Genomic DNA, 12449 nt, shown 5'->3' with positions numbered 1-12449 from the left:
AAATTTAATAAATAATGTTTTCTAAAATTTTAATATAAAGCTCTATTCCCTTTTTTATTTCCGAAAGGAAAATATATTCATCTGCGCTATGAGAGCGGGTAGAGAGGCCGGGGCCCAATTTTATGGACGGAAAAGGAATTACAGCCTGATCGGATGAGGTAGGAGAACCGTAACACTTTCTTCCTAATCCAATACCTGCCTTTACAATAGGGTGATCTTCCGAAATAGACGAGGAGTTTAGTCGAAGAGATCTGGGTTCCACTTGTGATTTTAAATGCTTTTTGATCATTTCATAAACCTCTCGATTAGTGTACTGATCCGTTACTCTTATATCGATTGTAAAACGGCACTCATCCGGAACTACATTATGCTGACGACCAGCATTTAACATCGTAACAGTCATCTTTACTTTACCCAACCATGGGGAGACTCTGGGAAACTCATAAGTTCTAACCCTTTCAATATCTTCTATAGCATTGTAAATAGCATTATCCGTATTTACATGCGCTGCATGGGAGGGCGTTCCTTTTGCTACGCAATCCAATACCAAAAGTCCTTTTTCAGCAATGGCTAATTGCATCTCGGTAGGCTCTCCTACAATAGCAAAGTCTAAACTTCCTAACTGAGGTAAAATAGAAGCCACACCATTTTCTCCGGAGATTTCTTCTTCAGCTGTAGCAGAGAGAATGATATTGTAGCGTAAGTTTTTATTGGAGTAAAAATATAAAAAAGTAGCGATCAGGCCCACCAAAGCGCCTCCTGCATCATTACTTCCCAATCCATACAACTTCCCTTCCCGCTCTATAGCTTTAAATGGATCGCGAGTATAACTCTTATTAGGTTTTACCGTATCGTGATGGGAATTCAATAAAATAGTGGGCTTTGTTTTATCAAAATAAAGATTCTGAGCCCAGATATTATTTCCGGCTCTCTGATAGGAAATGCCTTTAGCTTTAAGAAAATCCCCTATCAAAGAAGCCGTATGTTCTTCCTCTCCACTAAAAGAAGGTGTTTCTATTAATTGCTTAAGGAGCTCTAGTACTTCCTGAAACAATAGCTCTATCTGATTATATTGTAATTCTAGTTCCATGCGTTCGGAGATTTAAAATAGAAGACCTAAGATCTTCTCCTTGTAAAATATAAACAGACTTTACTCCTTTTTGTAATGCTGAAAATGCCTGATCGAGTTTAGGAATCATCCCCTGAAAAATTTTTCCTTCTCTTCTCAACTTAGAATAAACATCCATATTAATCTCTGGAATAACAGAACTATTATTATCAGGATCTTTTAGCACTCCTCTTTTCTCAAAACAGTAATACAAAAAACTTTTATAATATGCCGTCATTGCTCCTGCAATACAAGAGGCCACTACATCTGCATTGGTATTGAGCAACTGTCCTCTCCCATCATGAGTGACCGCACAAAATACCGGAATCAGACCCAACTCCAAAAGTTTCGCAATTTTTTCGAAATTCACAGCCACTATATCGCCTGCAAAACCAAAATCAATCTTATCTACAGGTTTTTTATACGCCTTAACGCTATTCGCGTCTGCACCCGAAAGTCCTATCGCCGAAACTCCGTATGCCGACAAAGCTGCTACTATATTTTTATTGATAAGCCCAGCATAAACCATCGTTACCAATTTTAAAGTTTCAGCATCCGTAATACGGCGTCCTTCATATACTTGCTGCGGAATCTGCATTTTAGCCGCAATTTCTGTAGCTATTTTTCCCCCTCCATGAACCAATATTTTCGGCTCCTTTATAGTGGAAAAATCCTTTAAAAAAGAGCTGAGCTTTTTCTTATCATCAATAATATTCCCCCCTATCTTAACGATATATAATGAACCTTTCATGTTTATACAATATTTTTAAGAACCCACTGCGCAGTTACCAGCCGATTAGCAGCCTGTTTATAAATTAAAGCATTCTCGCTATCCAGAACCTCATCATCGATCTCTACATTTCTTCTAACCGGAAGACAATGCATAATTTTGGCCGTGGGAGATTCTCTAAGTTTATCCGCTGTCAACTGCCAATCCTCATCGACCTCAGGAGTAGCTCCGTAAAGATGAAAAGAAGACCAATTCTTAACATAGATAAAATCAGCTCCTTTTAAGGCTTCTGCTTGCTTATGAGTAATCATTAAGCCTTGAGTATATTGCGGATCCAAATCATAACCCTCAGGGCAAGCTACCACAACTTCAGCATCAATTTCTTTTATCCACTCACAAAAAGAATTGGCCACAGAATGCGCTATAGGCTTGATGTGGGGAGCCCAGGTAAGTACTACTTTAGGCCTTCTACTCTCAAGCCAATTTTCTTTAATGGTAAGCATATCAGCAAAACTTTGCAGAGGGTGACGAGTCGTCGATTCCAAGGAAATAATAGGTACAGAAGCATACTTTATAAATTGATTAAGTATACGGTCTTGGGCGTCTTCTTCTCTATTCTTCAGATATGGAAAACAACGAATGGCTATTACATCGCAATACTCGCTTAATACTTTTGCTGCATCTTTAATATGCTCTACGCCAACACCATTCATTACCATACCTTCCTCTAACTCCCAAGTCCAAGCATCCTGACCCGCATTGATCACGATAGAGTTGAATCCTAAATTCTGACAAGCCTTCTGCATACTAATACGGGTACGAAGACTGGGATTTAAAAAAATAAGCCCTACAGTTTTCCCTTTACCCACATCAGGTGTGGCTAAGGGATTCTTCTTTATCTCTATACATTCTTGGAGTGCTTGAGATAGATTATAAATATCCTTTACACAGGTGAATTTTTGTAAATCAGCCATTCAGTTCGGTTTTTAAAGCTTTAATAAATTGATTAATTTCTATTTCGGATACCGATAAGGAAGGTAAAATTCTTAGGGTATTTTTCTGAGCGGCATTTCCAGTAAGAATTTTATGCTTCCATAGCAGCTGTCTCCGAATTTCATCACAAGGCTGTAATAGTTCTATACCTACCATAAGACCACGTCCCCGAATCTCTTTTATTTGGGGAATTGTCCTAAGATGATCCAAGAGATACACTCCCATCTTTTGAGCATTTTGTATGAGCTCTTCACGTTGTATAATTTCTAATACAGCTAAAGAGGCTGCGCATGCCAAATAATTACCCCCAAAGGTGGTTCCCAACATCCCTTTTTTAGCCTTAATATGAGGGGAAATAAGAACCCCTGCCACCGGGAACCCGTTTCCCATACCTTTTGCAACAGTAATAATATGAGGCCTTACTCCTGAAAACTGGTGGGCAAAAAATTTACCTGTCCTTCCATACCCAGACTGAATTTCATCTACAATAAATAGAGCATCGTATTGATGACATAAATTTTCTATTTTCTTCAAAAATGAGGTCGTCGGAATCCTTACTCCACCCACCCCCTGAATGCCTTCAATAATAACTGCGGAAACTTCATATTTAGCAAATGCTTTTTCTAAAGCTTCTGCGTCATTAAAGCCTACAAATACAATATTTTCTGTTTGGTTAAGTGGCGAAACTATACTGACATCATCGGTGGCTGCTACCGCTGCAGAAGTCCGCCCATGGAAAGAGTGACGAAAGGCGATCACCTTTTTTTTATTTGTATGAAAGGAAGCCAGTTTAAGTGCATTTTCGTTGGCTTCAGCTCCTGAATTACACATGAAAAATTGATAATCGGGATAACCACTTAATTCTCCTAACAATACTGCTAAATGGGCTTGTATAGGGATATGTACCGAATTAGAATAGAATCCAATTTTATTCAGTTGATCCGTAATCGCCTTGATATAATAAGCATGGGAATGACCTACCGAAATCACGGCGTGACCCCCATATAAATCTAAATACTTATCACCTTTTTCATCCCATAAGTAACACCCTTGCGATTTCACTGGTGTAAGATCAAAAAGACTATATACCTCAAATAAATTCATTTTTTAATAAGCTAATGGTTTTAGGTGTAATGCTGTATCTTCAGGAAGACCAAACATTAAATTCATATTCTGAACCGCTTGTCCTGAAGCTCCTTTTAATAAGTTATCAATGGCCGAATGTACCACTAAGACCTCTTCTTTTTTCTCGAGCTGTATGATGCACTTATTCGTATTCACTACCTGCTTCATTGAAATATTCTCTCTAGAAACACCTATAAAAGGATGATCTTGATAAAAATATTCAAACAAGGCATACAGTTCATTTAGCGATTGACAACACTCTAAAGTAGCACTCACAAAAATACCTCGTGCCCAATCTCCTCTCCAGGGGACAAAATAAAGTTTAACCTCCTTATGATTTAAAACTTCCAGGTTTTTCTTTATTTCTCCTGTATGTTGGTGTTCCAGCACCTTATAAGCTGAAACATTATCATTACGCCACGAAAAATGTGTGGTCGCTTGGGGTTGTATGCCTGCTCCTGTGCTGCCCGTTATACCCGTTACAAATACCCCGTTTAAATATTTATTCTTAGCCAGAGGGAGAAGGGCATACTGAATAGCCGATGCAAAACACCCTGGATTGGCCACTTCCTGGGCTGTTTTTATTTTCTCTCTGTGCAACTCCGGCAATCCGTAGACAAAATTTCTGGTATAAAATTCGGGATCTAAGCGAAAGTCGTTTCCCAAATCAATTATTTTGGTTTGTGCAGAAATATAATTGCGCTCTAGCCAAAGCTTACTTTCTGTATGGGGAAGGCATAAAAAAAGGACATCCACAACTTTTAATTCGGAGGTAAACACCATATCCGTCTCCCCTAATAAATCGGAATGAATGCTAGAAACTTTATTTCCTGCAGCGCTTCTGCTCAGCATAAAAACCAAGTCCACCTGCGGATGAACGAGTAATAGCCTTATCAACTCACCTCCTGTATAACCTGTACTCCCAACAATACCTGCTCTGATTTTATTGTCCATATCCGGGATTGATTTGATGATATATGGTTAAAGCATTTGCCATAATTTTTGAAAAACCCTTCACATCTTCTCCTGTCCAAGCTTTATTGTTCTCACCATATTGCCCAAATTGATCTGACATTAAATCGAATTGAGACTCCACTCCATTTAAAATAAAACGATAGGGTAAAAATGTCATAAAAACTTTACCACTCACACTGGATTGTGAATGCTTAAAGAAGGTTTCAATATTTCGCATTACCGGATCAAGAAACATCGCCTCGTGTAGCCAGTTTCCGTATACCACTGCCAACTGATCCTTAATGGCCAGCTGGTGCTTGGATAGGGTATGCTTTTCGAGTAAATGATGAGCTTTTATCGCAATTAATGCTGCAGAGGCCTCAAATCCAACCCTTCCTTTAATCCCAATAATAGTGTCTCCAACATGTATATCCCTACCTATACCAAAAGGAGAGGCTAATTCTTCGAGCTTTTTAATGGCTTTAATGGGATGGTTATAAACCTCTGTATCTACGCCTACCAATTCTCCATTGTCAAAAAGCAAAGTGTGCTGCTCCGATGTTGTTTTATGCACTTGAGAAGGAAAGGCTTCTTCTGGGAGGTATTGATCTGAAGTCAAGGTTTCATTCCCTCCTACGGAAGTTCCCCATAAGCCTTTATTAATAGAATATTTAGCTTTTTCAAAATTCATATCTACTTTATTTTCCTTTAAAAAAGCCATCTCTTCTTCTCGGCTCAGTTTCAAATCCCTAATAGGCGTTATAATTTTCATATGAGGTGCTAAAACGTGGAAGGCAACATCAAACCTAATCTGATCATTACCCGCTCCGGTGCTCCCATGACAGATGGCATGAGCCCCCACCTTCAATGCATGTTCTGCAATCAACTTAGCCTGGATTGTCCTCTCTGCACTTACTGACAATGGATAGGTATTATTTTTTAGTACATTTCCAAATAGAAGATATTTAAGGCATGATTCATAGTATTCTACCACACTATCGATACACGTATAAGAGACAACTCCTAAAGAGAGGGCTCTTTGCTTAATTTCATCTAATTCTACTCTAGTGAACCCGCCCGTATTGATGGTTACAGCATGTACCTCGTACTCTAATACACGGGAGAGATATAATGCACAGTAGGTGGTATCCAACCCACCGCTATAGGCTAAGATTACTTTTTTTTTCATTCTTCTTGGGATTTATTTTTAGGTTGATATAGCATTGCCGTGCAGAGGCAATTTTTACGATTTTTGCTTATTAATATGTTATAATTTACGCAACTCTTACAACCACTCCAAAAGCCTTCGTCCTGGGTCAATTCAGAGTAAGTTACCGGTTGGTAGCCTAGTTCGCTATTAATCTTCATTACGGCTAAACCTGTCGTTAACCCAAAAATCTTGGCCTCAGGGTATTGCTGAAGAGACAGATTGAATACAGCTTGTTTTATCTGACGAGCCAAGCCATTTTTCCTAAAAATAGGATTGACGATAAGCCCTGAATTTGCAACAAATTCACCAGTCCAATCTTCAATATAGCAAAACCCTGCCCACAAACCTTCCTCAGAAAAAGCAATTACAGCTTTACCCTGACGCATTTTATTGCGAATATATTCGGGCGTACGCTCAGCGATTCCGGTTCCTCGAATCTTGGCAGAATTTCTCATTTCATCACAGATCATCTGTGCATATTTACCATCTTCAGCGATAGCTTGTCTCAACACAAACATGCCTTTAAAATTAAATTAACAAACGAAACGCAAATCTATGTAATTTATTTACAAATACGCAAATTAAATTAAGTTTAAATCTTCATATATTTTATTCAGTAGATATATTATCTATTAATACAGATATAAACAGATATAAATTATACATAAAAAAACTCTAACCTGGAGGATTAGAGTTTTTTTATGTATTTCTTAAGTACAAATTAATTTTCACAGGCTTTCCAAACACTATCCCGAGAGGAGGTGGGCGCTATGATTTCAAGAGGTTGCTGGGTAACGGGATGATTAAAATTAAGCCTTCTGGCATGCAAATGAATTCCACCATCTGGATTTGATCGCTGAGCACCATATTTTAGATCCCCCTTAATAGGAATTCCTATTTTAGACAACTGCGCTCTTATCTGGTGATGCCTTCCTGTCTCAAGATCAATTTCCAATAAATAATACTGATCTAAGGTTTTAATCACCTTGTAATAGAGAATAGCCTCTTTAGCCCCTTCCGTAAGCCTTTCGAAAACTGTAGTTTTATTATTCTTTTCATTTTTACGGAGATAGTGTAGCAATTTCTGCTCCAAAGGGATCATTTCTTTTGGCACCACTGCCCAATAAATTTTTTGGATTTCCCTATTTTTAACCATTTGAGTCAACCGAGAAAGCGCTTTACTCGTTTTAGCATAAATAACTAAACCCGAAGTAGGCCTATCAATACGATGCACTAAACCCAGAAAAACATTTCCGGGCTTTTGATCTCTTATTTTTATAAAATTCTTAATCTCCTCAAGAAGAGATTTATCACCTGTTTTATCTCCTTGCACCAATTGGCCCACTTTTTTATTAATGACCAAAAGGTGATTGTCTTCATATAGAATTTGAGAAGCAATCATATCCTAATAACTTTCCTTTTGATTGGGAAAGTCACCTGATTTTACATCCTTCACATAATTTCCTACAGCTTCAGACATCTGATCAAACAAGTCCATATACCGCCTTAGAAATTTAGGACTAAATCCCTTATTCATCCCTATCATATCCTGAAATACCAATACCTGACCATCACAGTCAGGTCCAGCTCCGATCCCAATGGTGGGAATACTTACACTCTCAGTTACCCGCTTTGCTAAATCAGCCGGAATTTTTTCTAATACCACAGAGAAACATCCCAATTCTTCTAAAAGTTGAGCGTCGCTAATCAGTTTCTGAGCTTCAAAATCTTCTTTTGCCCTTACCTTATAAGTTCCAAATTGATAAATAGACTGAGGAGTCAAACCTAAATGCCCCATCACCGGAATACCTGCATCTAGAATCAATTTCACAGAGTCTGCAATTTCAGCTCCACCTTCTAATTTTACAGCATGTACACCAGATTCCTTCATCATCCTCACTGCAGAATTCAATGCCTTTTTAGGATTGGATTGATATGTTCCAAAAGGCAAATCAGCAATCACCAAAGCCTTAGACACACCTCGCACTACGCACTGTGCGTGATAAATCATCTGATCCAAAGTCATAGGCAGAGTCGTTTCATGACCCGCCATAACATTTGCTGCAGAATCTCCTATTAAAACGGCATCTACTCCGCCAGACTCTATTATTTTAGCAATGGTAAAATCATATGCTGTAAGTATAGATATTTTTTCTTGCTCTGCTTTCATCTTACGAAAAGACTCCGTAGTCACCCTCTTCACTTCGTTATGTACAGACATATTTATTACTTTTTTAAATCATTAAATGGATACATGCCCCAGTTTTCTAAGTTTTTCGTGGTTTAATATTCTAATATTTCTACCATTGACACTTATAAGCTCATCCTGCTTGAATTCAGAAATCAATCGAATGGCACTTTCGGTTGCAGTACCTACAAGATTGGCAATCTCTTCCCTTGTTAAAGATATTTTAATAAAACCCTCGGGATCAGTACCTAACTTTTGCTCTAGCAATAGCAGCACCTCGGCCAAGCGTTCCCGAACAGTCTTTTGAGCTAAAAGGGTAATGGTCTTAGACGCCTCCCCCAGTTCATAAGCTATTTTTTGCAACATCGCGTAGGAAAGTTTAGGATCGACCTCTAAGAGGTGATTGAATATGTCTACGGGGAGAAATATAATTTCTGCATCTTCCATTGCTTCTGCCGTAGCTCCAAAAGGCTCATCACATAACAACGAGCGATATCCCACTAAATCGCCTCCGACACAAAACCTCAATATCTGTTCTTTCTTAAAAAAACCTAACTTGGAGAGTTTAATCGTTCCTTTATCTATAAAATAGACGCCTTTTGGAAAATCACCCTCATTAAAAAGCGTATCTCCTTTTTTTAAAATCAGAATCTCTTTGCCTTTAATATATTTTTCAAAATTTTGAGGGGAAAGGTTTTCCTTGAAAGACTTTTCATTAAAAGTCTTTAAAAAAGCCATCTCAATCTGTTGGAATTTAGAATCTGGCGCCATAGAAAGATCATATGATAATTATCAGACAAATTTAATACAATTAAACCGCTCTTCAAAAGTTTTTGTCATAATTTTGCATACCAAAAATGTAGTAAAATGAGGGAAAGCTGTTTCCACTGTGGACAGGCTATGGGTAAAGAAATTATCCATTTTGATGAGAAGAAATTCTGTTGTAACGGCTGCAAATCTGTGTATGAAATACTCAACATGAATCATCTCACAGCCTTTTATGAGTTGAATAAAAATGCAGGTATTAGACCCAGTGACGAAACACTCCCTTTTGATTATCTGGATACCCCAGAAGTTTTTGCGCGTATTGTAGATTTCTCTGAAGGTGATATTTCACTGGTAACATTTAAAATTCCGGTTATTCATTGCTCTTCTTGTATCTGGCTGTTGGAGAGTTTACAGACTCTACATTCGGGCATTCGCTATTCCATGGTCAACTTTACTAAAAAAACCGTTCAAATATCCTTTAAGCATACAGCGCTGAAGCTCAGCGAACTTGCTTTATTCCTTTCCCGCTTAGGCTATAAACCTGTTATTAACTTAGAGTCAGCAGATAAAAAGGCAGATAAAATCGATAAGAATTTAGTGATAAAAGTAGCTATTGCAGGTTTTGCTTTTGGAAACGGCATGTTTTTCTCCCTTCCTGAGTACTGGTCTCATTGGTTTGGTCGGGGTGATGTATGGTTAGAGCACTATATACCTCTATTTCGTTGGCTGATGTTTATGCTCGCCACAGCAGTAGTTATATTTTCGGCATCAAGTTACTATACTTCAGCATGGTATGGGCTTAAAAACAAAAGAATCACCATCGACATCCCTATTGTGATCGGGATTCTAGTCCTTTACCTTCGGAGCTGTTACGAAATTTTCTCGAATTATGGCCCTGGCTACTTCGACACCCTTTGCGGTCTTTTATTTTTTATGCTTTTGGGGAAAATTTTCCAACAGCGGACCTACAATGCACTCTCCTACGACAGAGACTACAAGTCTTTCTATCCGATTGCGGTTACCAAAATAGACTTTGGAACCCAGCAAAACATCTTGCTTTCAGAGATTAAAATAGGAGACCGTATCTTGGTAAGGAATGAGGAAATTATCCCCGTAGACGCCATCCTAATTAACGGCGAAGGCAATATAGACAACAGCTTTATAACAGGCGAATCCGCCACCATCAGTAAAAATCCAGGCGATAAAATATTTGCTGGAGGGAAACAAAAAGGTTCGGCATTAGAACTTGAAGTGATTAAAAATGTAGATCAAAGCTACCTTACCCAACTCTGGAATAAAGAAGCTTTTAAAAAGCATGAAACCGGTTTAGACACCCTTACCAATACTATTAGCAAATACTTTACCCTGACTATATTAGGAATTACCCTGCTTGCAGGCATTTATTGGTCTACGGTAGATCTTGAAAAAATGTTTCAGGTGGTCTGCGCCATTCTCATCGTAGCTTGCCCATGCGCACTAGCCCTCTCCGCGCCCTTTACTTTAGGACATATTATGCGCATTATGGGTAAGAATAAGATGTATGTAAAAGATGTTTTAACCATAGAAAAGATGGCTAAGATTGATACCTTGGTCTTCGATAAAACGGGAACCATCACCCACCATAGAAAATCTAATATTTCTTTCGAAGGCGTAGTCTTAAGTAAATTTGACCAAGAAAACATTAAAACTTTACTAAAAAATTCCAATCACCCTCTCTCGAAATCTCTATATGATCATTTAGCTATAGATGACCCCTATTTTGCTATAGAAAAATTCAAAGAAACCCCTGGTGCGGGTTACCAAGCCCGTATCAGAGGTCAACTTTATAAAATTGGATCTGCAAAATTTGCTGGTATTATCCCTGAAAAGATTGAAACTGCTGTGTATATTATTAAGGAAGACCAGCTCTTAGGTAAATATCTCTTTAAAAATGAATACAGAAACAACATACAGAAATTATTTCAAAGTCTTCCGCACTATGAAAAACATATATTGAGCGGTGATAATGAGTCTGAAAGAGACAGCTTAAAAAAAATATCCAATATTCTGGAGCTTCATTTTAACCAATCCCCGGAGCAAAAATTAGAATACATTCAGGCGTTACAACTACAGGATAAAAAAGTAGCCATGATTGGAGATGGCCTTAATGATGCTGGAGCCCTTAAGCAAAGTGATGTTGGTATTGCTATCGCCGATGACAGTAATTCTTTCACTCCTTCCTGCGATATTATTATGAATGGAAATAAGCTTCATGATTTATCTCACTTCTTCTCCCTTTCCAAAGATGCTATTCATATTGTAAAAACTACTTTTGTCATCAGTTTACTCTACAATATAGTAGGCTTAACACTCGCTATTACAGGACACATGTCTCCTTTAATCGCCGCTATATTAATGCCTGCAAGCTCTATAAGCGTCGTTATCTTTACATCTGCTGCCACCTGGTTAAGGGCTCTAAAATATTTTAAATAAACCCTGTATGTGAGGGCTTATTTAGAAGGGTTTTAAATTAAGACTTTTAGCGGTTAAATGGGTAATTTCATAGATATTATGTAAATTTGCAGAGACAATTGTTTCATATATTTGCACGTTTTATTTATGGACATCCTATACTTAATGATTGTATGCAGTGTATCTTTAGCTGTGATCTTCTTAATTATCTTTATTATAGGAGCCAAAAATGGACAGTTTGAAGATGATGAGTCTCCAGCTGTACGTATGCTGTTCGACTCTGAAATCCAAAAAGAAGAAAAAGAAAAACAACACCAACAGCAAGACGACGGAAACTTAAAGGAAGAAAATATAGATAAATTATAGCGATTTTATAAAATGGAGACACAAAAGTTTAGTTATGACAATAATATTGTACGCGCCTTTCTGTACGCTACAATCGTATTTGGTATAGCAGGATTTGTATTAGGGCTTACCGCCGCACTAATGCTCTTCTATCCTGAATTACCGGAGTTCTTGTTGGGAACAGATGACACCACTATTCAAAGCTTAAGGAGTGGTAATATTCAAGGTCTTATTCACTCTCAGGGAGCCTTAGGCTTTGGCAGGATAAGAATGATGCATACCAATACTGTAATTTTTGCTTTTGTTTGTAATTCATTTTTCTTTGCTGCTTATTATAGTATCCAAAGGTTATTAAAGGCCCGTATGTATAGCGATACGCTATCATGGATACATTTCTGGACTTGGCAGCTGATGATAGTAGCCAGCTGGGTGACTTTTGCAATGGGCTTCAATACATCTAAGGAATATGCAGAACACGAGTGGCCGATTGATATATTAATCGCTTTTTCGTGGATCATCTTTGGTGTTAACATGTTTGCGACGATAGCCAAAAGAAGAGTAAGACATTTATATGTAG

12 protein-coding genes and 1 pseudogene are annotated in these 12449 nt (G+C 38.0%); 3 read left to right on the top strand and 10 right to left on the bottom strand.

The genetic code is table 11. The features are described 5' to 3' along the window. Positions 1–4: 4 nt before the first annotated feature. From GNY06_RS11685 to GNY06_RS11640, 10 genes and pseudogenes are all read right to left on the bottom strand, one after another. The gene (locus GNY06_RS11685; protein WP_166520233.1) at positions 5–1090 is read right to left on the bottom strand and encodes a M20 family metallo-hydrolase; all 1086 of its coding nucleotides are present in this window, start codon (positions 1088–1090) and stop codon (positions 5–7) included. Further along, complete coding sequence (gene argB / locus GNY06_RS11680; protein ID WP_166520232.1) at positions 1068–1859, bottom strand: acetylglutamate kinase; 792 nt, start codon at positions 1857–1859, stop codon at positions 1068–1070. Before argB ends, GNY06_RS11685 begins: the two co-directional genes overlap by 23 nt. 2 nt (positions 1860–1861) lie before the next feature. After that, positions 1862–2812, bottom strand: coding sequence for an N-acetylornithine carbamoyltransferase (locus GNY06_RS11675; RefSeq protein WP_166520231.1), 951 nt, complete (start codon positions 2810–2812; stop codon positions 1862–1864). After that, a complete protein-coding gene (locus GNY06_RS11670; RefSeq protein ID WP_166520230.1) occupies positions 2805–3935 on the bottom strand; it encodes an aspartate aminotransferase family protein in 1131 nt (376 codons plus the stop codon). Before GNY06_RS11670 ends, GNY06_RS11675 begins: the two co-directional genes overlap by 8 nt. Positions 3936–3938: 3 nt before the next feature. Next, positions 3939–4910 (bottom strand): N-acetyl-gamma-glutamyl-phosphate reductase, encoded by a 972-nt coding sequence (gene argC, locus GNY06_RS11665; RefSeq protein WP_166520229.1) that lies wholly within the window; start codon positions 4908–4910, stop codon positions 3939–3941. Continuing rightward, a complete protein-coding gene (locus GNY06_RS11660; protein WP_166520228.1) occupies positions 4900–6099 on the bottom strand; it encodes an argininosuccinate synthase in 1200 nt (399 codons plus the stop codon). Before GNY06_RS11660 ends, argC begins: the two co-directional genes overlap by 11 nt. Before the next feature lie 2 nt (positions 6100–6101). Continuing rightward, a pseudogene (locus tag GNY06_RS11655) lies at positions 6102–6638 on the bottom strand (GNAT family N-acetyltransferase); the annotation flags it as partial. 203 nt (positions 6639–6841) lie between these two features. Then, entirely contained in the window at positions 6842–7522 is a 681-nt protein-coding gene (locus GNY06_RS11650; RefSeq protein ID WP_166520227.1) for an RluA family pseudouridine synthase, read from the bottom strand. Positions 7523–7525: 3 nt separating this feature from the next. After that, entirely contained in the window at positions 7526–8341 is an 816-nt protein-coding gene (panB, locus tag GNY06_RS11645) for a 3-methyl-2-oxobutanoate hydroxymethyltransferase (RefSeq protein ID WP_166520226.1), read from the bottom strand. A gap of 21 nt (positions 8342–8362) precedes the next feature. Next, positions 8363–9079 carry a Crp/Fnr family transcriptional regulator gene (locus tag GNY06_RS11640; RefSeq protein WP_166520225.1) on the bottom strand — a complete coding sequence of 239 codons (717 nt, stop codon included), beginning with the start codon at positions 9077–9079 and terminating at the stop codon, positions 8363–8365. A gap of 96 nt (positions 9080–9175) precedes the next feature. Here GNY06_RS11640 and GNY06_RS11635 point away from each other — a divergent pair, with 96 nt between their 5' ends. The 3 genes from GNY06_RS11635 to GNY06_RS11625 all read left to right on the top strand — a co-directional run. Continuing rightward, positions 9176–11548, top strand: a complete 2373-nt coding sequence (locus GNY06_RS11635; protein ID WP_166520224.1) for a heavy metal translocating P-type ATPase — start codon at positions 9176–9178, stop codon at positions 11546–11548. Between the two features lie 144 nt (positions 11549–11692). Beyond that, positions 11693–11893: a cbb3-type cytochrome oxidase assembly protein CcoS gene (ccoS, locus tag GNY06_RS11630; RefSeq protein ID WP_244614427.1), complete on the top strand. Its 201-nt coding sequence runs from the start codon at positions 11693–11695 to the stop codon at positions 11891–11893. A 12-nt stretch (positions 11894–11905) separates the two neighbouring features. Then, positions 11906–12449 (top strand): cbb3-type cytochrome c oxidase subunit I (locus GNY06_RS11625; RefSeq protein ID WP_176590026.1); only part of this gene is annotated, 544 nt, incomplete at its 3' end.

This window comes from Elizabethkingia argenteiflava (assembly GCF_009904105.1).
GTDB classification, from domain to species: domain Bacteria; phylum Bacteroidota; class Bacteroidia; order Flavobacteriales; family Weeksellaceae; genus Elizabethkingia; species Elizabethkingia argenteiflava.
This window is presented reverse-complemented; position numbering and strand designations above follow the sequence as displayed.

Coding starts and splice junctions, on each gene's coding strand:
- GNY06_RS11685 (WP_166520233.1), bottom strand. CDS start 1,090: ATGGAACTAGAATTACAATATAATCAGATAGAGCTATTGTTTCAGGAA.
- argB (WP_166520232.1), bottom strand. CDS start 1,859: ATGAAAGGTTCATTATATATCGTTAAGATAGGGGGGAATATTATTGAT.
- GNY06_RS11675 (WP_166520231.1), bottom strand. CDS start 2,812: ATGGCTGATTTACAAAAATTCACCTGTGTAAAGGATATTTATAATCTA.
- GNY06_RS11670 (WP_166520230.1), bottom strand. CDS start 3,935: ATGAATTTATTTGAGGTATATAGTCTTTTTGATCTTACACCAGTGAAA.
- argC (WP_166520229.1), bottom strand. CDS start 4,910: ATGGACAATAAAATCAGAGCAGGTATTGTTGGGAGTACAGGTTATACA.
- GNY06_RS11660 (WP_166520228.1), bottom strand. CDS start 6,099: ATGAAAAAAAAAGTAATCTTAGCCTATAGCGGTGGGTTGGATACCACC.
- GNY06_RS11650 (WP_166520227.1), bottom strand. CDS start 7,522: ATGATTGCTTCTCAAATTCTATATGAAGACAATCACCTTTTGGTCATT.
- panB (WP_166520226.1), bottom strand. CDS start 8,341: ATGTCTGTACATAACGAAGTGAAGAGGGTGACTACGGAGTCTTTTCGT.
- GNY06_RS11640 (WP_166520225.1), bottom strand. CDS start 9,079: ATGGCGCCAGATTCTAAATTCCAACAGATTGAGATGGCTTTTTTAAAG.
- GNY06_RS11635 (WP_166520224.1), top strand. CDS start 9,176: ATGAGGGAAAGCTGTTTCCACTGTGGACAGGCTATGGGTAAAGAAATT.
- ccoS (WP_244614427.1), top strand. CDS start 11,693: ATGATTGTATGCAGTGTATCTTTAGCTGTGATCTTCTTAATTATCTTT.